General features: G+C 31.2%; 18 protein-coding genes, 1 pseudogene and 1 other annotated feature. Of the genes and pseudogenes, 6 read left to right on the forward strand and 13 right to left on the reverse strand.

Features of this window, described 5'->3' with window-relative positions; all coding sequences use genetic code 11:
* Positions 1-52: 52 nt before the first annotated feature.
* Together PTZ02_RS13295 and PTZ02_RS13300 are read right to left on the reverse strand one after the other, a co-directional pair.
* Positions 53-1,099 carry an amidase domain-containing protein gene (locus tag PTZ02_RS13295; protein WP_443112623.1) on the reverse strand — a complete coding sequence of 349 codons (1,047 nt, stop codon included), beginning with the start codon at positions 1,097-1,099 and terminating at the stop codon, positions 53-55.
* Positions 1,085-1,990, reverse strand: a pseudogene (locus PTZ02_RS13300) (M15 family metallopeptidase); the annotation flags it as partial. The pseudogene PTZ02_RS13300 and the gene PTZ02_RS13295, both read right to left, overlap by 15 nt.
* Before the next feature lie 328 nt (positions 1,991-2,318).
* On the opposite strand from PTZ02_RS13300, the gene PTZ02_RS13305 reads away from it, so the two are divergent.
* Positions 2,319-3,500, forward strand: a complete 1,182-nt coding sequence (locus PTZ02_RS13305; protein ID WP_274228284.1) for a M20 metallopeptidase family protein — start codon at positions 2,319-2,321, stop codon at positions 3,498-3,500.
* Positions 3,501-3,591: 91 nt separating this feature from the next.
* Here the strand turns inward: PTZ02_RS13305 and PTZ02_RS13310 are convergent, their stop codons facing one another.
* Together PTZ02_RS13310 and PTZ02_RS13315 are read right to left on the reverse strand one after the other, a co-directional pair.
* The gene (locus PTZ02_RS13310; protein ID WP_274228285.1) at positions 3,592-4,239 is read right to left on the reverse strand and encodes a DUF5105 domain-containing protein; all 648 of its coding nucleotides are present in this window, start codon (positions 4,237-4,239) and stop codon (positions 3,592-3,594) included.
* 162 nt (positions 4,240-4,401) lie between these two features.
* Positions 4,402-5,049, reverse strand: coding sequence for a DUF5105 domain-containing protein (locus PTZ02_RS13315; protein WP_274228286.1), 648 nt, complete (start codon positions 5,047-5,049; stop codon positions 4,402-4,404).
* A 192-nt stretch (positions 5,050-5,241) separates the two neighbouring features.
* On the opposite strand from PTZ02_RS13315, the gene PTZ02_RS13320 reads away from it, so the two are divergent.
* Complete coding sequence (locus tag PTZ02_RS13320; protein ID WP_274228287.1) at positions 5,242-7,026, forward strand: GGDEF domain-containing protein; 1,785 nt, start codon at positions 5,242-5,244, stop codon at positions 7,024-7,026.
* Positions 7,027-7,073: 47 nt separating this feature from the next.
* Here the strand turns inward: PTZ02_RS13320 and PTZ02_RS13325 are convergent, their stop codons facing one another.
* The 9 genes from PTZ02_RS13325 to PTZ02_RS13365 all read right to left on the reverse strand — a co-directional run bounded on the left by PTZ02_RS13325 (position 7,074) and on the right by PTZ02_RS13365 (position 18,013).
* On the reverse strand, positions 7,074-8,918 hold the full coding sequence (locus PTZ02_RS13325; protein WP_274228288.1) for an APC family permease: 1,845 nt from the start codon (positions 8,916-8,918) through the stop codon (positions 7,074-7,076).
* Positions 8,919-9,333: 415 nt separating this feature from the next.
* Positions 9,334-9,516 (reverse strand): hypothetical protein, encoded by a 183-nt coding sequence (locus PTZ02_RS13330; protein ID WP_274228289.1) that lies wholly within the window; start codon positions 9,514-9,516, stop codon positions 9,334-9,336.
* A gap of 18 nt (positions 9,517-9,534) precedes the next feature.
* Positions 9,535-11,016: a sensor histidine kinase gene (locus PTZ02_RS13335; RefSeq protein ID WP_274228290.1), complete on the reverse strand. Its 1,482-nt coding sequence runs from the start codon at positions 11,014-11,016 to the stop codon at positions 9,535-9,537.
* On the reverse strand, positions 11,003-11,677 hold the full coding sequence (locus PTZ02_RS13340; protein ID WP_274228291.1) for a response regulator transcription factor: 675 nt from the start codon (positions 11,675-11,677) through the stop codon (positions 11,003-11,005). The genes PTZ02_RS13335 and PTZ02_RS13340 overlap by 14 nt, the downstream gene beginning before the upstream one ends.
* A 161-nt stretch (positions 11,678-11,838) precedes the next feature.
* On the reverse strand, positions 11,839-12,771 hold the full coding sequence (locus tag PTZ02_RS13345) for an ABC transporter permease (RefSeq protein ID WP_274228292.1): 933 nt from the start codon (positions 12,769-12,771) through the stop codon (positions 11,839-11,841).
* Positions 12,764-13,855 (reverse strand): ABC transporter permease, encoded by a 1,092-nt coding sequence (locus PTZ02_RS13350; RefSeq protein WP_274228293.1) that lies wholly within the window; start codon positions 13,853-13,855, stop codon positions 12,764-12,766. Before PTZ02_RS13350 ends, PTZ02_RS13345 begins: the two co-directional genes overlap by 8 nt.
* A complete protein-coding gene (locus PTZ02_RS13355; RefSeq protein ID WP_274228294.1) occupies positions 13,848-15,389 on the reverse strand; it encodes an ABC transporter ATP-binding protein in 1,542 nt (513 codons plus the stop codon). The genes PTZ02_RS13350 and PTZ02_RS13355 overlap by 8 nt, the downstream gene beginning before the upstream one ends.
* 120 nt (positions 15,390-15,509) lie before the next feature.
* Positions 15,510-16,583 (reverse strand): BMP family lipoprotein, encoded by a 1,074-nt coding sequence (locus PTZ02_RS13360; protein ID WP_274228295.1) that lies wholly within the window; start codon positions 16,581-16,583, stop codon positions 15,510-15,512.
* Positions 16,584-16,960: 377 nt separating this feature from the next.
* Positions 16,961-18,013 carry an FAD:protein FMN transferase gene (locus PTZ02_RS13365; RefSeq protein ID WP_274228296.1) on the reverse strand — a complete coding sequence of 351 codons (1,053 nt, stop codon included), beginning with the start codon at positions 18,011-18,013 and terminating at the stop codon, positions 16,961-16,963.
* A gap of 135 nt (positions 18,014-18,148) precedes the next feature.
* Between PTZ02_RS13365 and gloA2 the strand changes: the two genes are divergently transcribed.
* From gloA2 to PTZ02_RS13385, 4 genes are all read left to right on the forward strand, one after another.
* The gene (gloA2, locus tag PTZ02_RS13370) at positions 18,149-18,544 is read left to right on the forward strand and encodes an SMU1112c/YaeR family gloxylase I-like metalloprotein (protein ID WP_274228297.1); all 396 of its coding nucleotides are present in this window, start codon (positions 18,149-18,151) and stop codon (positions 18,542-18,544) included.
* 66 nt (positions 18,545-18,610) lie between these two features.
* Positions 18,611-18,878: a binding site (T-box leader), on the forward strand.
* A gap of 60 nt (positions 18,879-18,938) precedes the next feature.
* Positions 18,939-20,612, forward strand: a complete 1,674-nt coding sequence (gene ilvB / locus PTZ02_RS13375; RefSeq protein ID WP_274228298.1) for a biosynthetic-type acetolactate synthase large subunit — start codon at positions 18,939-18,941, stop codon at positions 20,610-20,612.
* Positions 20,609-20,899 (forward strand): acetolactate synthase small subunit, encoded by a 291-nt coding sequence (ilvN, locus tag PTZ02_RS13380; RefSeq protein WP_274228299.1) that lies wholly within the window; start codon positions 20,609-20,611, stop codon positions 20,897-20,899. Before ilvB ends, ilvN begins: the two co-directional genes overlap by 4 nt.
* Positions 20,900-21,120: 221 nt before the next feature.
* Positions 21,121-22,413, forward strand: a complete 1,293-nt coding sequence (locus tag PTZ02_RS13385) for an NCS2 family permease (RefSeq protein WP_274228300.1) — start codon at positions 21,121-21,123, stop codon at positions 22,411-22,413.
* Positions 22,414-22,425: the final 12 nt, after the last annotated feature.

Raw genomic sequence — 22,425 nt, forward strand, 5'->3', positions numbered from 1 at the left:
TATGAAGATTATAGCATTGTAGTATAACTCTGTCTACAAAGAATACTTATTATTAATAATGTACTCTTACTAACCAAAACTTTATTTTTTTATCACTCCAACCTAGATCCCAAGGAACATTATTTCTATCAGTATTGTGGCAAGTAACTAATGTATACCCCTTTGAATCCACTCCTGATACTACTGAAATATGTGTGATGTCTCCTTTTTTCTCATATGCCACAAAATCTCCAGGCAACAACTTATATGATGCTTTATAAACTTTTTCATAGCTTCCATGTGCAATAACTGAAGCTCTTCCGCTATGTATCATATATGAGGTAAACTTATCCGCATTTACCCATGGGCCTGTAGCACTTCCTTTATTATAATTCCAAGTAGAATTCTTTTTGAATTTACCTCCTTCATGGAGTACTTGTGATGCAAAGTTTGCACAATCTCCTCCTTCTGGATTAAAATCTCTATAATTCTTATTATACTTAAATCCATACTCAGGTAGTGAGGCAGCTCCGCAATAAGCATCTGCATATTGCATTGCTCCCTTTCTTCGTTCATTTATGTCAGAAATATCCCTAGTTTCCTGGGAAATAATATGTTGTTTTATACTTTCTGCTTTTATATTGTCTAAACTGAGAGAATCAGCAAATGGATCTGTATACCACTCCTTAGTTATTACCCATTCCCCTTCTTGTTTAGTAAGTTGCAAGGAATGATATGTACCTATTCTAGAACTATTAACAATGTCCGGAAGATTTTCATATATATATTTATATTCTGTGTTACACATTATGTTAAAGGAATATTTATCATTTCCTCCTCTACTTCTTCTTATAATTACCTTTGGTATTATTTCAGTAAATTTAACTCCTTGCTTTTCTGCCCAATTATTTAAATATTTCACTTTTCTTTCTTCATATTCATAGGCCCATTTTCCATACTTGCTATTGGTATCATATAGTGATTCTATTAGTTCTAAGTTTTTATCCAAGATAGCCTTATTTCTATTGATAAATATGTCTTGAACAAACTCTACCAATTCCTTATCTTCTGCTTCTGAAAGAGTTGTTTGTTCTTTATTATCTTCTAGCCTATCTTCAATTAATTCAATAGCTTTCTTTACTTCCTCATTGTCTACAGGCGCTCCTTTATACCAGCTTCCATCATTTTCTTTCCAGTTTCCAAAATATTTCGCTTTTATTATTATTTCTGGTCTATACTCAAAGTGAAGAATATCAAAATGTCCCCATTTTCCTCCCCAAACAAAGTTATTCTTTTCAAAAACCTGAACTAAATCCTTTGAATATGATTTAATTCTTTCCTCTGCCTTTTTTTCAGTACTCCACTTCCAATAATCTCTAGGATCACTTTTAAGATCTATTGCTATTCCAAAAGAATGTGGACTTAATCTTCCAGTACCTGAGATAACTCTATAGTTATAGGTTCCGCTAGCTGGGTAAAGACAACTAGATATACTGGGGTTTGTCTTTGCTAATGGTATCAATTCTTTTAATGATGTTTCTAATGCTACTCTAGCTCCATTTTTATCATTAAACCTATAACCTGCAAATCCATATTGTAATGGCTTTAGATTTTTCTCGATCTCTCCTTTTGATGACCCATATACTTCATGTAATAAGTCATAATTTCTGCCTCTTCCAGGATCAAAATCCTTCTTCATCACCGTTGTAGTAAATTCTAATGGATATATTTGTTCCAACATATCTTGAAGATCTGGGTTATCTAACTTCTCTTCATGTCCTTTTTTTCTCATGTCATCATATAATATCTTTTTACCAGACTTCATTATGACAAAAGTTTTATTTCCATCTGTAGTAACATCTTTTATATACCCTGGATAAGCTAACATAAGTGTTAATATATCTTGTTTCATTTTGCTTTTGTATTCTTCACTAATGATTTCTTGTGACATAACCGGTATTTGAATATTTAGCAATATACACACTAAAATCATTGATATCCATTTTTTCATCCTTAGTCACCTCATCTAGTAGCTTTAAATTTTTTTATAACTATATACTGTCCAAAGAAATAGCATACTATGTACTAAGAGTTTTAATAGTGAAACTTAATTTATAAGTGCTATAAAATTGCAGTTTCTAGCAATTTTATAGTGATTATAAATTTTTAGTTGAACATTAAAACTCGGTAGAGTTAAAGTATTGAATTTTTCTTCTGGATATTTTCTAATAGCTATAAATTCTAGTTGAACATCAAAACTCAAAAAAATTTTTACTTACAAAATTCTTAAACTATAGTATAATTTTCTGAAATAATTCATTTTGAAGGAGGGCATGAGTATGGATCCTATAAAACTTTCTAAAGAAATTCATGATGATATTATCCACTGGAGAAGGGAACTTCATAAAATTCCTGGAACAGGCTTAGATATAGAAGAAACTTATAATTTCGTTTGTAATGAATTAACAAAAATGAATATTGAATTTATCACTCTTAGCAAGACTGGAATATGCGCACTAATTAATGGCGAGAATCCTGGTCCTACTATTGCCATTAGAGCTGATATGGATGGATTACCTATAAAAGAAGAAACAGGTTTAAAATTCGCTTCAAATAATAATTGTATGCATGCTTGTGGACATGATGCCCACACTTCAATGCTACTTGGAACAGCAAAGATTTTATCTAAATATAAATCTATACTAAATGGTAATGTTAAGTTAATTTTTCAACCTGCAGAAGAAATCTCAGCTGGTGCAAAACCTATGATCGCTGAAGGAGTTCTAGAAAATCCAAAGGTAGACAGAGTTTTAGGATTACACATCGGTGGATTTTTCCCTGAGGTAAAGGCTGGCATGATTGGTGTGAGAACTGGATATACAACTTCTGCAGTTGATAAGTTATCCGTAACAATTAACGGAAAAGGTGGACATGGTGCCTTACCACATCTTTGTGTAGATCCAATATCAATTGGCGCTGAAATGATTTCTGCTCTTCAAAGAATAGTCAGCAGGGAGATAAATCCTCTTCATCCAGTAGTTATTACAATTGGTTCTATTGAAGGTGGTTCTACTTGGAACATCATTCCTGAATCTGTACACTTTCAAGGCACAATTCGAACAATCTTTCCAGAGGATAGAGAACTAGTTGAGAAAAGAGTTATCGAAATCTGTAATGGAATAGTTTCTACTAATGGAGCATCTGCAGAAGTAGTTTATGATAAAATTTGTCCTTCTGTTAATAATAATTCAGAAGTAACTAAAAGCTTTATGAAATCAGCTCTTAAAATTGTTGGAGAAGAAAACCTAGTATACTTAAAAGAACCTACTATGGTTTCTGAAGATATGGCTTACTATCTTCAAAATGTCCCTGGAACATTCTTTTTCCTTGGCTCAAATAACCCTGAAAAAGGAATAATCTATCCACATCATCATCCTAAATTTGATGTAGATGAAGATGTTCTTTGGATAGGTCCAGCAATATTTGTTCAAGCTGTATTAGATTATAATTCAAACTTATAATGTTATCTACAACCTTAAAATATTATAAATTCCTAAAGAATAATAAAACTAATAAGGTCATGGAGATTATAACTTTTCCATGACCTTATTATTATTTATAAATTATCAAGTTGTTTTTTATAAAGTTTTCAAGGGTTCCTTCATTTACTTCTTTCCATTCACCTTTTTCAACCTTCAATTCAATAGTCACCTTTTTAGCTTCATCAGATATTTTTGGATTCTCGAAGTACTTACATAATTTATCTATAATTATTTCTGTAGCTTTCTTTTCCAATGTAGCTTGGTCAGTATATTGTGAAGCCAATTGCATAATTTCATCTTGAGATATTAGCTTTTCTGGACTAAAATCACTTTGCTCTATTACCATTGGATTTATTGACATTTCGACCTTAGCACTCTTACTATCAGATTCTACTGTTTTTATGTCATATTTGATTTGTGACATACCTTTCCTTATTGATGTAACCATTTTGTTTAGGCTTTCTTTATCTACACCACTTGTGTCATTTTCTACAACCTTACTATATTGACTCTCCATTTGATCCTTAAATTTCTTCACTTCATCGCTAGATATCCCTAGTTTTGCTGCGTCTCCTTCAGTATTCTTTACTGCTAAATCCATGTAAAATGTTAAGTATTGATCTGGTGTAACTGCTGGCTTTTTACTACATGCAGACACTAGAGCCATTGACATTATTATGGCCATTGCTGCCGAGAAAAATTTAATATATTTTCTCATATTATCCCCCCTTTTTTCATACATATCATCATATGAGGGTGGGAGATGATTGGTTACTAGAAAATATAAATTTTTAATAATTTCTTTGATGTCCTTTATAGTTAATTATGTATATAAATGATACAAGCCATGGAAATCATCTTCATTTCCATGGCTTTATATTTATTTCGTTATGTACAAACTATTTTCTATGAAGTTTCCAAGCTCTCCTTCATTTACTTCCTTCCATTCACCCTTTTCAACTTTTAGTTGAACTGTAATTGTTTTAGCTTCATCTGATATTTTAGGATTTTCAAAATATTTGCATACCTTATCTAAAGCTAAATCCTGAGCTTTTTTTTCTAAAGTTGCTTCATCTGTATATTCTTTAGCTAACTGTTTTATTTCATCCTGAGTTATTAACTTCTCTGGAGTTAAATCTGCTTCATCTATTACAACAGGATAAACTGTCATTTCAACCTTAGCACTCTTATTATCAGATTCAACAGTTTTAATATTATATTTAACCTTAGCTATTCCCTTCTTTGCTGATTCTACTAGCTTATTAGAACTTTCCTTGTCTAAACCACTTGAATCACTTGCTGCAATACTTTCATATTGCTTATCAATTTCATCAGTTAACTTCTTAACTTCGGAATCTGATATTCCTAATTTCTTAGCATCACCAACTTGGTTTTTTACAGCTAAATCCAAGAAAAAAGTTAAGTATTGATCTGGTGTAACTGCTGGTTTTTTACTACATCCTGCTATTAAAGCCATTGACATTACTACTGCAACAGATGCGGCAAAAATTCTAAAATATTTTTTCATGTTGTTATCCCCCTTAGTTTAAATACCAAAGCAATTATACCATAAGGAGACCTCTTCTTTCAATTTTTTACACAAATCTCACTTTCTACAACCTCATTAACATTAATTTAACACTACGCTTTTCTTATGTTAACACTACTATGCTATATTGGTTTTGCTTAATTAATTGTTATAAAGAAAGAGGCGTATCGAATGATAAATAATTCTACAAACTTAATTACTTCTGATATCTCTAAAGAATTCAACTCAATTCTGGATATGGATTCTATAATAACTCATTATCAGCCAATTGTATCGCTAGTAAATGGTGAAGTACTTGGCTATGAAGCCTTAACTAGAGGCCCTGAAAATTCTGTTTTGCGGAATCCTGAAAAGTTATTTGATACTGCTCATATGCTAAATAAAAGTTTAGAACTTGAACTTTTATGTAGAACTAAGGCTCTTAGAAATTCTAAGTCTCTTTCTAAGGATAAACTATTATTCATAAATGTTGATCCTAATATATTTAAGGATGAAAGCTTTAAAAAAGGACTAACCAAAGAAATCCTTAATGGTGAAAATATATCAACAGAAAATATAATCTTTGAAATAACTGAAAAGACTTGTATAGAAGATTATAAGATTTTTAAAAAAGCTTTATTTAACTATCTTGATCAAGGCTATAAAATTGCAATAGATGATATGGGTTCAGGTTATTCAGGTTTAAAGATGCTTTCTGAAACTAGACCGCATTACGTAAAAATAGATATGGATTTAGTAAGAAATATAAATGAAGATCTGTTCAAACAGTCATTAATAGAATGTTTTGTGAAGTTAGCACAAATTACTAATATGAAACTTATCGCAGAAGGTATTGAAACTCAAGAAGAATTACAAACCTTAATTTCTCTAGGCGTTTATGCTGGCCAAGGGTATTTCCTAGGACTTCCTTCCCCTAAAATATTGGATATTGATTTAAAAATAAAAAACTATATTAGTGAATCGAACAGAATGAAAGCTTCAACTTTTAGTGGAATACCTAACAACTACATTGGAGAGATTGTAAGAATAGATAAACCTTTTTCTCCAAATACTCTTTGTAAAGATTTAAAATCATATTTAGATTCAAATGAAATTACCGGTGCTGCAATTGTAAAAGATTCTATTCCCCTTGGTCTCGTTATGAAAAATTCATTAGATTCATTTTTGGCCACCCAATTTGGAGTTGCTGTATTTTCAAAAAGACCTGTCTCTTTAGTTATGGATACTAATCCCTTAATAGTTGACTATTTTACGCCTGTGGGGGAAGTATCTAGAATAGCTATGGCTAGAAAAAATGATACAATCTATGATTACATTATTGTAACTAAGAATTCAAGGTATTATGGTGTTGTTACTATTCAATCTCTACTTAATTTCACTACAAAAATAGAATACAATTATGCCCGGCAACTCAACCCTCTCACTGCTCTCCCAGGTAATGGGGTAATTGAAAAAGTTATTTCTGACTTTATCTTATCCAACTCATGTTGCTGCATGCTTTATTTTGATTTAGATAATTTTAAAATATATAATGATACTTATGGTTTTGAAAATGGCGACAAAATAATAAAGTTTACTGCACGCTTAATTGAAGATGAAGCATATAAGTTATCTCCTCAAGGTCCATTTGTTGGTCATATTGGGGGTGATGACTTTGTGTGCATTGTTCAGCAACCTTATGAAGACTGTACTTCACTTTGCAAGAGAATAATAGAAAGATTTGATAAGGAAATACTTGATTTCTTTAATGATGAACATAAGTCAGATGGATATATTGAATCACTTGATAGAAAAGGCCATCATGAGCGTTTCGCTTTAACTTCCCTATCGATAGCTGGGTTATATGGAAGAATAGGATCTTTAAACAATCCTGAAGATGTAGGCGTGTATGTGGCATCTCTGAAGAAAAAGGTGAAGAAAATTAAAGGAAGTTGCTTTTTAATTAATAAATTATAAAAAAACTGATAGTTGTAGTTATCAACTATCAGTTTTATATTAATACTCTATCTTTTTTTATAATCTTTAATTATAAATGGAACAGTTATTGTTGCTATATTCTTATTCTTTAGTAATGATCTCTTTAAGAATATTGCTGTTTGATTATGAAGAATATTTCCCCACCATTTTTCAGAAGTAAACTGTGGAACAACAACCGTAACTATATCATCTTCACGTGTACAAAACTCATCTGAATTAATAAAGTTTACTAGTGGCTCAACTACATCTCTATATTCGGACTTCTTAATTACTAGCGGTATTCCCATATCATATTTTTCCCATTTTGCTTTTAACTTTTCAGTAACTTCATCATCTATAGAAATATGGAATGCTGTAATATCCTTTGATAAGCATTTAGCATAACTTATTGTTTTAATTACTGCCTCATTTAGTGTTGCCACTGGTACTATAAATCTTCTAGCTTCATTTTTACTAAACTCTGGGAAGTAATTGTTATCTAAGCTTAATTGTTCAGCAACTTTCTTGTAATGTCTATTTATTCTCTTCATTATAACTACGCCAACCGGAACCAAAATAAACACTACCCAAGCTCCATGTAAGAACTTATTCACTGATATTACTATTGCAGTACCTAAAGTTATTAATGCACCAAAACCATTTATAAATGCCTTAAGTCTCCAACCTGCTTGTTTACTTCTTATCCACTTCATTACCATACCTGACTGTGATAATGTAAATGATACAAAAACTCCTACTGCATATAAAGGCAATAAATAGTGATTTTCTCCCCTAAATATTACTACAAGTATTGATGCTGCAATAGAAAGCAATATTATACCATTAGAAAAGCTTAATCTTGAGCCTCTCTGTGCAAATTGTCTAGGTGCATATCCATCTCTTGCTATAAAAGATAATAGCAATGGAAAATCAGAAAATGCTGTATTTGCTGCCATAGTAAGTATTAATGTCGTTGCTATTTGCATAAGGAAAAATAAAAATGTATTTTGGCCAAATACTTGTCCCGCTATTTGTGATATAACTGTTTTATCTAAACTTGGTGCTGCATGATAAACACTTGCAAGTAAAGACATTCCTCCAAATAGTATAACTACTATTCCAAATAGTAGATACAAAACTTGTTTTGCATGCTTCGTTGCTGGGGCTTTAAAGTTAGGTACCCCATCACTTACAGCTTCTAATCCCGTTAATGCTGTACATCCAGCCGAAAAAGCTTTTAGAAATAAAAGTATAGTTAAATCTCCAATTTGATTAGAAAGAACTACAGTTTGTGCGGGTTCTATACCTAATATAAAATACTTATATAATCCTACTACGATCATTAAAATTGCTGTAAATAAAAACAAATATGTAGGCACACTAAAGAATCTAGCAGAATCTCTAATTCCTCTTAAGTTTCCTATTGCCATAAGTATTATAATGCATACAGCAAGTTCTATCTTATAATCTAAAAGCCATGGAATTGCTGATGTGATTGCTGCAACTCCGGCAGTTGTACTTACTGCAACTGTTAGCACATAATCTACCGTAAGTGAAGCACCTGCTACTAGACTAGGTACTACTCCTAAGTTCTCCCTAGAAACTATGTATGAACCTCCTCCATTTGGATAGCTCTCTATAGTTTGTCTATATGAAAAAACTAATATACATAATAAGGCTATTATCGCTAATGATACCATTCCTAAATATTTAAAAGACCCTATTCCCATGATAGGCACAAGGACCCATAGTATTTCTTCACATGCATAAGCTACTGATGAAATAGCATCTGATGATAATACAGGCAATCCATTAATTACCGAAAATTTTTCGTGATGAATTTGAGACGATTTAAGTGGCTTACCAATCAGATAACTTTTTAAACTTGACATTGAAACACTCTCCCAATATAAATAATTCTCTTGACTCAATAGATATTATCATCATTTAATTTACTATTCAAAATTATTATCAAGTTTAAAGATTACTTAAAACCTTATCATTTATAGCATAGAAGAGTTATTTTCACTTGTTAGCCTATAACTAGGTGAAAACCCTTAAAATAATCAAGTATTTAGCATACGCATTCTTTTTTTAGCATTAATTATTATAAATATATTTATTCATTAATTAAAAGTTGTTTTTTAGTTTAAAATAATCACTCTGCCTTAAGAGAATTTAAAAAAGTATACAAATTTAAAGAGTGAACTTTTATTCACTCTTAAGTCTTTTTTATGAAGAAGGCCTATGGTAGATTTATAATTAATACACATGGCATTTGGAAAAAATGTAAAGCAACTAAGGCTCTTATATATCAGCGCTGCACTCATCACATATGCCGTCATTACGCTCATATTCATCTTCTGATATTTCAGCTTCACAAATTTCACAGGAGAATATTTCTTCCCCTTTATATTCAAAGTTCCTTAGGAATTGCTCATTATCTTCCTCTTCTTCATGTTGATAATGTTCTTTTATTCTATTTATCATCTTATTTCCTCCTTTTATTTAAAACTCAATTGTAAACTTAACTCCATTATCAATATTCTCAATTCTATAATCAAACTGATGTAATTCTAATATCTTCTTTACAATGTAAAGTCCTAAACCACTACCACCAGTTTTTCGGTTTCTAGATTTCTCTACTCTATAAAATGGTTCAAATAATTTATTTAAATGTTCCTCATTTATTGATGTACCTGTATTTACAACTTCCAAATAAGCTCTTGAATTATCTGGCTTACTTAATTTAATTACTATATTTTCTTCCTCTTTGGAATATTTTATTGCATTAATAATTATATTTGAAAATGCCTTATTTAGTCTGTCATAATCTCCTTCAATTGTAAACTCCTTGTCTATGTCTATATTTAATCTAACCTTTTTTTCTTCAATGAAAAAGAACAGATCCTCCATTATATCACTTACTATTTCTGACAGATTTATTATACTCTTATTTTCTAACTTCTCATTGCTCTCAAGCTTATATATATCTAAAAGCTCATAAACTAATTTCTCCATATCCTTCATTATAGAGAGAGATTTTTTTAAATACTTATCTCTGTCTTTATAGGCTCCTATATTATAGAGCATACCTTCTATCTGTCCACTAACTGATGTTATTGGTGATTTTAACTCATGTGATATAGTTGCAACAAATTCTTGTCTTTCTTTCTCTCGTATTTTTTGCTTCTTTATATCATCTTTAAGCTTCATATTAGCATCTTTCAAGTCATCCATATTCTTTTGAAGATTACTAGCCAAAGTATTCAAGCTACTTGATAATTCGCCCATTTCATCCTTGCTAGATATTTCAGATTTAATACTAAAATCTAATTTAGATATTCTTCGAGCTACATCATTTAAGGTTAGTAGTGGGTCTGTTATCCTTCTTGAATAAATCAATGCAGTTCCTAAGGCTATAACGACTATAAATAAAAACATATATGGCATTAAATATAATATAACCTTTGCAGCTTCATCAATTGGCTGAAGAGGAGCCTCAATCATTAAATAATAGCTGCTTGAATCATCTTTGAAATATACTTTTTGCGTATAGGCATAGATCTCTGAATTGTTCTTTTTATTTATTATTTTACCTGATGTATTACTATCTCCATTTAGCGGAGGCCCATCTGTTTTTTTATCTTGAGATATACCCTTAAGCCATTCATTTCCCGAAAATCTACTAAAAGAATTTGGTAAAAAAACCAAATTACTGCTATGATCTAGCAATACTAAGGATACATTATAGTTTTTCATAAAATTATGTAGTAGTGTTTGTGATTCTTGATTGTCCTGAGATTTTATATTTGTCTTACTTAATTGCCCGCTTAATGTTTTTATACCTTTTTCAATATTCTTCATTTTATAATTATAATAGTACTTTGGTAAAGCAAGGTATAATGTTGTTAGAATTATCATTGTACAAACTATAAGAATTCCAGCTGTAGAAATAAAAATCTTAAATTTAATACTATTTCTCTTCATCTTTAAGCTCCAATCTATATCCTATACCTTTTACTGTCTGTATATAGGGCAACTTAAGTTTCTTTCTAATATTTTTAATATGTGCATCAACAATTCTATTCTCTCCAAAAAAGTCGTATCCCCATATCCTATCTAAAAGCATTTCTCTAGTAAGAACCTTATGAACATTGTTCATTAACAAATGCAATATCTCAAATTCCTTAGTTGTAAATTCTAACTCTTCTCCATTCTCATATATTTTATATGTTTCATAATCAAGTTTTAAATTTCCATATTCAATTATATTTTCTTCTTCTTTCTTTATTCTCCTCAGTACAGCTTCAACTCTTTTTATTAAAATGTTGAAGGAGAATGGCTTTGTAATATAGTCATCAACATTAAAATCAAAAGCCTTTAATTGGTCTTTCTCATCATTTAGTGCCGTTAAAATAATTATTGGAACATTAGATTTATTTCTAATCATCTTGCAGGTAGAAAACCCATCTAAATTAGGAAGCATAAGATCTAAAATAATCAGATCATAATCTCCATTTTTAAACTTATTTATACCTTCTATTCCGTCACTAGCTGTATCTACTTCATAATTTTCTGCCTTTAAAAATTCTGATATCAACTCTTGTATATCTAAATCATCTTCAATTACTAAAATATTTGTCTTCATATCATCACCCATTATAATTTTAATCTTCTAATATGAAAATTCAATGAATTTATCACAATTCACATTATTTAACCATATTTTATAGGCTAATATAAAAAGAAAAACAGAGGCATGCCTCTGTTTTTATCTCAAAATTACTAATCACTTATTATTTAATATTTCTATCGCTTACCTTTTTCATAAGGTATTCCATCTGCTGCTGGTGCTTGTGTCTTTCCAACAAAACCTGCAAGTGCTACCATAGTTATTATATATGGGAATATTGCATATACTTCTGTTGGTAAGTTAAATCCAAATGCTTGCGATTTTAATTGTAGTGCATTTGCGAAACTGAATAGCAAACATGCCCACATAGTACCTACTGGTTTCCAGTTACCAAAGATTAATGCAGCTAGTGCAATAAATCCTCTACCAGCTACCATTCCATCTCTATATAATGGAGTCATTCCTAATGATAATGCAGCTCCACCTAATCCAGCTAACATTCCAGAAATTACTACACATATATATCTTGTCTTATATACATTTATTCCAAGGGTATCAGCTGCTTGTGGGTGCTCTCCAACAGACCTAATTCTTAATCCCCATGGAGTCTTATACATAATAAAATGTGTAACTACAACTGCTATTATTGCTAAGAATACAAACCAGTTTAATCCAGAGATAAATCTTCCTACAACTGGTATATTTCTTATAATTTCAGGGACAGTATAATCTAGGCCATTAACACCATCAGTTTGGCCCCCTTTTCCGAATAACTTAAATATTAAGAAAGCTGCCAAAGCTTGTGAAAATAAGTTTATTGCCGTACCAGAGATTACTTGTTCAGCTCTAAGCGATATACTAAGGAAAGCATGCACTAATGCAATCAATCCACCAGCTATTACTGCAAAAACTAACCCAACTAAAGCACTTCCTGTTATATGAGAACCATATACACCAAAAAATGCACCTATAATCATCATACCTTCAAGTCCGATATTTACTACTCCAGACTTTTCAGAAAAAACCCCTCCAAGTCCAGCAAAAATTAGTGGTGCTGCTAAAGCTAATGTGGAGGCTAAAAGTTCTACTATAATATTAATGCTACCCATTTATCATTGCCTCCTTCTTTTTCTTTTCTGAGAAGTATTTTACTATATAATCTGTAGCTACAAATATAATTATAATTGCTTGAATTAAGTAAACTATCTCCTTAGGAATTCCATTAAGTTGAAGTGTTTTTGAACTACTATCTAAAGCTCCAAATAAAACTGCTGCAAAAATACAACCAACAGGATTACTCTTCGCTAACAATGCTACTGCCATTCCTGTAAATCCATATCCAGGTAAAGTACTTAAGTCATCCATATAGTATTTTCCACCAGCTAAATGTACTGCTCCTCCTAATCCTGCTACAGCTCCTGAAATAACCATCGCAAGAATTATGTTCTTTGCTATACTTATTCCACCATATTCTGCTCCAGAAGGATTTGTACCTACTGCTCTTAGTTCATACCCTATAGTTGTTTTCCATAATAACCAAGCAATAAATACTGCCACTACAATACCTATAACAACTCCGTAGTTAGCTTGATATTTAGGTATAAATCTAGCTAATTTTGCACTATCCTCAATAATAGGTGTAGCGGATTTTCCTGCTGCCCCTAAAGGAGTTCTTAGGATTACAAAATTAGATACGTAAAGTGCTATATAATTCATCATAATTGTGTTAATAACTTCATTTGTACCAAACCTTGCTTTTAGGTATCCAGGTATCCCTCCCCAAAGTGCTCCTGCTAATATACCTACTAGTATTACTAGAGGAAGATGCGCTACTCCTGGCAATCCATGTATAGAACCAGTAACACCTGCTGCTAACATACCTACTACAAATTGTCCTTCAACACCGACATTAAATAAACCAGTCTTAAAAGCTAATGCATTGGCAACTCCAGTAAATAATAATGGGGTTAAATAAAACACAGTGTTTAGTGTGTTCATCTGAGTACCAAAACTACCCTTCCAAACAGTACTAAATAAGTCTCCTAATGCCCTTGGGTATTGTAAAATTGAATAACCTTTTGCCCAAACTACGAAAAATGTAGCAACAAATATAGATATTACAATTGCAAAAATTGGGAAAAGTGTAGGTTTTATTATTTCGTAAATTTTATTTTCTTTATTATTTTTACTCAAGGTCTTTCACCTCTTTCTTCTCGTCCTTTAAGCTTCCGCCTGCCATCAATATTCCTAATTTTTGTTCAGTTGCTTCTGCTCTGTCAAGAATATCCACAACTTGCCCATCATACATTACTGCTATTCTATCTGAAAGAGCCATTATTTCATCTAGTTCTAATGAAACTAATAAAACAGCTTTTCCTTTATCTCTTTCATCAATTATTCTCTTATGAATATATTCAATAGCTCCAACATCCAAACCTCTTGTAGGCTGACATACTATTTGTAATGCTGGCTCCTTTGATATTTCTCTTGCTACTATTAACTTTTGTTGATTTCCTCCAGATAGCGCTGAAGCCATAACTTCATCATTCGGAGTTCTTACGTCAAATTGTTCAATTAAATCTTTAGTGTGCTTTCTTATTTCCTTATAATCCATAACGATACCCTTTGAATATGGCTTCTTGTTATGGAATCCTAGAACTGCATTTTCAAAAAGAGAATATTTTAATATTAACCCTCTCTTATGTCTATCTTCGGGTACATGTCCAACTCCTGCTTCCATTACAGCTCTTGGAGATTTATTAAATATATCTTTACCATCTATCTTAATAGTTCCTGAAACTGCTTTTCTAAGTCCAGTTATTGCTTCTACAAGTTCTGATTGACCATTACCATCAACTCCGGCAATACCAAGAACTTCTCCTGATTTTACAGATAGGCTAAGGTCTTTAACTGCTGGTAGATTTCTATGATCATTTACATTTAATTTAGATATGCTTAAAACTTCATTTCCCATTTTAGCTTTTGATTTATTAATAACTAAATTAACTTTTCTACCTACCATCAATTCAGCTAATTGATCTATATTAGTTTCCTTTGTCTTAACTATACCGGTAACTTTACCTCTTCTTATAATTGTTACTCTATCACTCATTTTCATTACTTCTTTTAACTTATGAGTAATAAGTATTACTGACTTTCCTTGTGCTTTTAAATTATCTATAATAACACCTAACTCTTCAATTTCTTGAGGAGTTAGTACTGCTGTTGGCTCATCTAATATAAGTATCTCTGCTCCTCTATACAAGGCTTTAAGAATTTCTACTTTTTGTTGTTGTCCTACTGTTATATCTTCAATAATTGCGTTTGGATCTATTTTAAAACCATATTTTTTAGAAACCTCTACTACGTCATCAATGGCTTTTTTCATATCAATTTTCATGCCTTTTTTAGGCTCATTACCTAAAATAATGTTTTCTGCTACAGTAAAATTGTGTACAAGCATAAAATGCTGATGTACCATACCAATACCTAGTTTTATTGCATCATTTGGATTATTAATTTGGGCAAGCTTTCCATTTATGTATATTTCCCCTTTTTCTTGTTGGTATAACCCATAAAGGATATTCATTAAAGTGGTTTTGCCTGCCCCATTTTCTCCTAATAAAACATGTGTTTCTCCCTTTTCCAAATCAAAATTAACATCGTCATTTGCAATAGTGCCTGGGAATACTTTGGTTATGTTTTTCATTTCTACCACTTTTGTCACTTTTTATCTCTCCCATTCTTAAACAAACTTTTTAATAACTCCATAATAACTTTATAAGAGCTAGATAAATTTTTTTCATCTAGCTCTTATATAATTGAAATTTTTACTCTGTCTTAATAACTATTTTACTTCAACTGGCTTAAACGCCTTTAACTCATCTATAGTTGATGGAGCTGTTATTTTTCCATCTTTTATAGCATCTTGATATTTTTGAACTAAGTCAAGAACGTCTTTAGAAGTGTTCTTGCTTGAAGTTTCTGCTATTCCGATAGCTCCTTCTTTAATTCCTAATACTACATTTTTTCCACCTTGGAATTTATCATCTACAACACTCTTTGTAGCTTCATATGTTGCAGTATCAACTCTCTTAATCATTGAAGAAAGTATAATGTCAGCATATTGTGGAAGTGTTTGTGCTTGGTCCATATCTACTCCGATACCCCAAACTTTGTTACCAGCTTTGTTTGCTTCTTGAATTGCTTGGAACATTCCAACTCCAACACCACCAGCAGCATGGTAAATTACGTCACAACCTGAGTTTATAAGATTTTGAGCTGCTTGTTTTCCTAATGCAGCATCAGCAAAACTGTTAACATATGCAACGTTTTTTCTATTTAGTAAATCTGCAGCTGCAGTTGGGTTTACTGATTCAACACCTGCTACAAATCCTGCTTCGAATTTATTTATAAGTGCTTCATCTTTTCCACCTATAAATCCAACTTTGTTAGTTTTTGTAGTCTTTCCAGCTATAACTCCCATTAAGAAAGATCCTTCTTGTTCCTTAAATGTATAAGAAACTACGTTTGGTTTATTTACAACTGTATCAACAATTGCAAACTTCTTGTCTGAGTACTTATCTGCTACATTTCCAAGAGCAGTTTCCATTTGGAATCCTATTCCGAAAACTAAATCTGATCCATCTGCAACTAGAGCATCTAGATTTGATTCATAGTCATCTTTAGTTTTTGATTCTACTGCTTTGTAACCTACTTTTAGGTCAGTTTGAGCTTTTTTGATACCAGCATCTGCTGATTGGTTAAATGACTTATCATTTAATCCACCTTCATCTGTTGAAAGTCCTACCTTTATTTCCTTTGTAGTTTTAGTAGTAGAATCATCTTTCTTTGCACATCCAGCAAATAAAGTTGCAACTACTGCTATAGCAGAAATTGATGCTATTAATTTTTTATTCATACCTCATACCTCCAATATGTTATCGCTTACGCTTAAATATTATCTCACTAAACTACCGTAGTCAATGAAATTTTTTAAAAATAATGGAAATACATTTTTTTTTTTATATTTTATTAATTAAATTTCGTTTTTTTAACAGATTTTATTATTTCCACAGCAGTTTTTAATGATATTCTATTGAAAAAAGTAAATAATACCTTTCTTTTTCCTATTATTTGTTAAATTAATAGACAATATACTCTGGTTTTTTATTAAATTAATAAAAAATTCTTCATCAGCTGTTTCGATTCAAGTATCACATATTTTTCTCTAAAAATCTAGTGGTATCTTAGATGTAATTTATTCATATTTATACATATTATTAATGAAGCTTACAATTAATTCATCAATTTAAAATTATTATCTGTTATTTTAAAATTATTTTTTAAACCTGAAGTAACATATACCTTGTTATCTTTCGTAACAAATATTGCTTCAATACCTTTTTGGCTTTCAATAAACTTCAATCCGTTATCCACACCAAAACAAAATGCCTTTGCTAAAGCATCCCCGTCTATTGATTTATCTGTAATAATTGAAACACTTGCAAGTTCATTATCAACAGGATATCCAGTTGAAGTATCTAAAATGTGATGATACTTCTTACCATCCTTAATAAAATATCTTTCATATATACCTGATGTAACTACAGCTTTATTAGTTACTTCTATTGTTCCTAAGTAATCTCCTCTTTCATTATTGGGATTTTGCACCCCAATCTTCCAATCCGTACCATCAGTCTTAGAACCTACTGTTAAAATGTTTCCACCTAAATCTATAATAGCATGACTTACCCCGTTACTTTTTAAAACCTCTGCTACTGCATCACCAGCATAACCTTTAGCTATTCCACCTAAATCTAATGACATTCCAGGTTCCTTTAACATAACTTCTTTTGTATCTTCTTTTAGAAGAACATTTTTATAATTAACAAGTGATTTTGCTTGATTTATTTGTTCTTGTGTTGGAAGTGGTTCAGTATCATTTTCTTTTCTTTGATTTACATGCCAAAGCTTAACTAGTGGTCCAATGCTAATATCAAATTTTTCGCTAGTTAAATCACCATATTTTATTCCTTCTTTTATAACATAGAAGGTGTTATCAGATACTTTTACATATCCTTTCCCAGCCTGATTATTTACTGCTGAAATCTCACTGTCCTCATTGGCTGCATTCATTTTTTTATCTATTTCTCTTAACTTATCAAATGCCTTATCTAAAACATCACTTGATACATTATCATATATCGTTACTTTACATGGCGTATCTAGCAATATTTCGCTTTTTGAAATTGGTTCTGCTGTTTTTTTGCTACAAGAAACTAAGCTTCCTATTAATGATAATGTAATTGTTCCTAAAATTAGTCCTTTAAAAACTCTACCTTTAGTCATTTGTCTTCCTCCATTTTTGAAACTGTACTATAGATATTTTAACATAATGATTGATGAATTCAATAAAAGTATTTCTATTAATTCATATATTAATGATAAAATAAATACCATAAATATTTTAAAGGAGTATATAAAATGAAAAATACCTTAAATCTACGTAAAATACATCATGTTGCAATTATTTGTTCAAACTATGATATATCTAAAAATTTCTATGTTAATATACTAGGCCTAAATATTATTCGTGAAGTTTATAGGGAAGAAAGGAACTCATATAAACTTGATTTATCTATTGGTGAAAGTCAACTCGAACTTTTTTCATTCCCAAATCCGCCAAAGAGGCCGAGTTATCCTGAGGCTTGTGGTCTTAGGCACCTATCTTTTGAAGTTTGCGATATAGAAGCTTCAGTAAAATATCTTAATTCACATAATATTGAAGTTGAGCCTATAAGAATTGATGAATTTACTGGCAAAAAGTTTACATTCTTTAGTGACCCGGACAATTTACCTATTGAAATTTATCAATTTTAAATTTTCAAAATATTCTTGACATTGTTTTTGCATAGTTATACAATACTAACAATAACCAATTTAATATCAAAGACTTTGATGAGGAGGAGTATATATTCTCTGGATTTAAAGAGAGGGAAAGCTTGGTGTAAATTTCCCATGAAGGAACTATAGAAGGTAGCCTCGGAGTCGTTAATCGAAATGAGAAGAGTAGAATTAAACGTAGTCTCAACGTTAAAGGAGAAGTAGTATCGGTATTAAGGTTTTACCTATTTATGCCCGTACTATATTTAAGAGTGTATTATTTTTATACAAAATTAGGTGGTACCGCGGAGATTCAACCTTCGTCCTTATATATAGGACGAAGGTTTTTTTATTTTATAGAAAATTAATTTATTTAAAGGAGTGTTTATTAATGAAATTATCTGGGGCTGAAATTACTATTAAACTTTTAGAACTACTTGGAATTGATACTATAGCTGGTATTCCAGGAGGTGCTAATCTCCCACTTTATGATGCATTATACAAGAGCAATATTAGCCACATATTGGCTAGACATGAGCAAGGGGCTGCTTTTATTGCTCAAGGGATAGCAAGGTCAACTGGCAAAGCCGCTGTATGTTTTGCTACATCTGGGCCTGGCGCTACAAATTTGTTAACTGCTATAGCTGATGCAAAGCTTGACTCCATACCACTAATTGCAATAACTGGGCAAGTTCCGTATAACGCAATTGGAACTGATGCTTTTCAAGAAGTTGATACCTATGGGTTAACTATTCCAATTACCAAGCATAATTTTTTCATACATTCAATCGAAGAACTATTTGATGTTATCCCTGAAGCTTTTAGAGTTGCTGAAGATGGCAGGCCTGGTCCTGTGGTAATTGATATTCCAAAAAATATTCAAACTGAAATATATGAATTTAATTCTTGGCCAGAAATCATACAACAAAAGTCATCTAAAATGCATACATTCTCACAAAATATAGATACTGCAGTAAATTTAATTAACGCCTCTAAGAAACCTATTCTATATGTAGGGGGAGGTATTATAAATGCTGAGTGCTCCGATGACTTATATAAATTAGCCAAGAAAAATTCTATTCCTGCTACTACTACGTTAATGGCTTTAGGTTCGTTTCCATATCATGATGAACTATATTTAGGTATGCTAGGTATGCATGGTGCTAGATTTACTAATCTACTATTAAATGAGGCAGATTTAATTATTGCTTTAGGCGTTCGATTTGATGATAGGGCTGTATGTAAGATATCTGAATTTTCTCCTAATGCAAAAATCATTCATATAGATATAGATGAATCTGAAATAAATAAACTCAAAAAAGTTGACCTTTCTATTATTGGTGATATAGGCATTATAATTAAATATCTTATAAAGAAAATAGATTTAAATCCAAGAGAAGATTGGCTAATAGAAGTGGCTAACTGTAAGAAGTCATACCCCCTAATTCTTCCAGCAGAAGAAGATTTATTTCATCCATTAAATATAATTAAGCAGGTTTCTAAAATATTAGATGAGGATGCAATAATAACTACTGATGTTGGTCAGCATCAAATGTGGACAGCTCAGATATATCCTTTCACAAAACCGAGAACACTTTTAACCTCAGGGGGATTAGGTACCATGGGTTTTGGACTTCCTGCAGCTATTGGTGCATCTTTAGCTAATCCTGATAAACAAATTGTTTGTTTTTCTGGTGATGGTTCTATTTTAATGAACATTCAAGAACTTGCTACCCTATGCGATCTTAATCTTAATATTAAAATAATAATTCTAAATAATAATCATTTAGGATTAGTTAAACAACAGCAGGAGTTATTTTATGATAAACATTTTATAGCTTCAAAGTTTATAACTAAAACAAATTTTGCTTTAGTTGCTCAAGGATTTGGGTTAAACTCATGCAACTTAAACTATGAGCAAAATCCAATTGCTAAACTTGAATATATTTTGGGCTTAAAAGAACCTTATGTAATAAATATTGACATTAACCCAGAAGAAAATGTGTTTCCAATGGTTCCTCCTGGAGAAAGTTTAATTAACATGATTGGTGGTGAAAATATATGAATAATAAATATTTAATAATTGAATTATTAGTGAACAATCATCCTGGGGTGATGTCTCATATAACTGGATTATTTGCTAGAAGAGCTTTTAACCTTGAAGGAATACTATGTGGAGAAGTTGGTGACGGGCTTAAAAGTAAAATGTATCTCTTGGTAAAAGATGATGTGTTTCTTGATCAAATAATAAAACAATTAAAGAAACTATACGATGTTTTACAGGTTGAGGTTCATGATGACTATGAAGAAATAATATTTAAGAATCCAGAATTATTTTTAAAAACAAGATAAAACTAATAAATAGCAACAGGATAAAGTCCTAAACGAAGAACTTTATCCTGTTGCTTTATACTTTTTACCGAATAAACCCATCTGTTTTTATGTAAATATTCGTATTTCCTATTGATTATGTAAGATTTATTTGTTACTATATTCAAGTGGTTTTTTTAGATATAAAACAAATGAAAGGTATTTCCCAAAAATACCTTATGCGAAAAGGAGACTTATATTCAATGTTAGAATCATTTTTTAAACTAAAGGACAACAAAACTACTGTAAAAACTGAAATATTAGCTGGAATCACTACATTTATGACAATGGCTTATATACTAGCAGTTAATCCTTCAATTCTCTCCGCAGCTGGAATGGATTCAGGGTCAGTATTTACAGCAACTGCAATATCAGCAATAGTAGCAACTTTATTAATTGGTTTACTTGCAAAACTTCCTTTTGCAGCCGCTCCTGCTATGGGACTTAATGCATTTGTAGCATTTACAGTTGTTAAAGGTATGGGATATTCATGGCAATTTGCTATGACTGCAGTTTTCTTAGAAGGAATTATATTTATACTATTAACAGTATTCAATATACGTGAAGCAATCATAAATAGCTTACCATTAAACATTAAACGAGCTATTTCAGTAGGAATTGGTTTATTTATCGCGCTAATAGGTTTAGCAGATTCTCAAATAATCACTCATGCTGATGGTGGTACTATTGTTTCACTTGGTAATTTAAAAAGCCCTGGAGTATTACTTGCAATAATAGGAATTATAGTGACTGCCATTTTATTGGCTAGAAAAGTCAAAGGAGCTCTTTTAATAGGAATAGTTGTAACAACATTAATTGGTATACCAATGGGAATAACTCATCTTCCTGGAAATCTTTTTAGTGCTCCGCCTTCATTAGCTCCAACATTCATGAAATTTGAATGGACTCATGTTTTCAGCTTAGATATGGTTATAGTGCTATTCACTTTATTGTTTATGGATATGTTTGATACTATAGGAACCTTAGTTGGTGTTGCTACAAAGGCTGGATTATTAGATGAAAAGGGGAATGTTCCAAGAGCAAAAGAGGCTTTACTTGCAGATGCTATAGGAACTACTGTTGGTGCTTGTCTTGGAACTAGTGCATTATCTGCTTATGTTGAAAGTGCTTCTGGTGTATCTGAAGGTGGACGAACTGGATTAACAGCTGTTTCAACATCAGTAATGTTTATACTTGCATTATTCCTTTCACCATTATTTTTAATGATACCTACAGAAGCAACTGCTCCTGCATTAATCTTAGTCGGATTATTTATGTTAGAACCTGTTAAAGAAATTAACTTAACAGATTTTTCTGAAGCTATACCAGCATTTATCGCATTACTTTTAATTCCGATGAGTTACAGCATTGCTGATGGTATCGCATTTGGTATGATATCTTATGTCATATTAAAATTAACTACTGGTAAGTTTAAGGATATTTCAATTGCTACTTGCGTAATATCACTAATATTATTAGCTAAGTTTTTTATTTAAAATGTTTATATA

The organism is Clostridium sp. 'White wine YQ', assembly GCF_028728205.1.
In the GTDB taxonomy this organism is placed as follows: Bacteria; Bacillota; Clostridia; order Clostridiales; family Clostridiaceae; genus Clostridium_T.

Coding starts and splice junctions, on each gene's coding strand:
- PTZ02_RS13305 (WP_274228284.1), top strand. CDS start 2,319: ATGGATCCTATAAAACTTTCTAAAGAAATTCATGATGATATTATCCAC.
- PTZ02_RS13310 (WP_274228285.1), bottom strand. CDS start 4,239: ATGAGAAAATATATTAAATTTTTCTCGGCAGCAATGGCCATAATAATG.
- PTZ02_RS13315 (WP_274228286.1), bottom strand. CDS start 5,049: ATGAAAAAATATTTTAGAATTTTTGCCGCATCTGTTGCAGTAGTAATG.
- PTZ02_RS13320 (WP_274228287.1), top strand. CDS start 5,242: ATGATAAATAATTCTACAAACTTAATTACTTCTGATATCTCTAAAGAA.
- PTZ02_RS13325 (WP_274228288.1), bottom strand. CDS start 8,918: ATGTCAAGTTTAAAAAGTTATCTGATTGGTAAGCCACTTAAATCGTCT.
- PTZ02_RS13330 (WP_274228289.1), bottom strand. CDS start 9,516: ATGATAAATAGAATAAAAGAACATTATCAACATGAAGAAGAGGAAGAT.
- PTZ02_RS13335 (WP_274228290.1), bottom strand. CDS start 11,016: ATGAAGAGAAATAGTATTAAATTTAAGATTTTTATTTCTACAGCTGGA.
- PTZ02_RS13340 (WP_274228291.1), bottom strand. CDS start 11,677: ATGAAGACAAATATTTTAGTAATTGAAGATGATTTAGATATACAAGAG.
- PTZ02_RS13345 (WP_274228292.1), bottom strand. CDS start 12,771: ATGGGTAGCATTAATATTATAGTAGAACTTTTAGCCTCCACATTAGCT.
- PTZ02_RS13360 (WP_274228295.1), bottom strand. CDS start 16,583: ATGAATAAAAAATTAATAGCATCAATTTCTGCTATAGCAGTAGTTGCA.
- PTZ02_RS13365 (WP_274228296.1), bottom strand. CDS start 18,013: ATGACTAAAGGTAGAGTTTTTAAAGGACTAATTTTAGGAACAATTACA.
- gloA2 (WP_274228297.1), top strand. CDS start 18,149: ATGAAAAATACCTTAAATCTACGTAAAATACATCATGTTGCAATTATT.
- ilvB (WP_274228298.1), top strand. CDS start 18,939: ATGAAATTATCTGGGGCTGAAATTACTATTAAACTTTTAGAACTACTT.
- ilvN (WP_274228299.1), top strand. CDS start 20,609: ATGAATAATAAATATTTAATAATTGAATTATTAGTGAACAATCATCCT.
- PTZ02_RS13385 (WP_274228300.1), top strand. CDS start 21,121: ATGTTAGAATCATTTTTTAAACTAAAGGACAACAAAACTACTGTAAAA.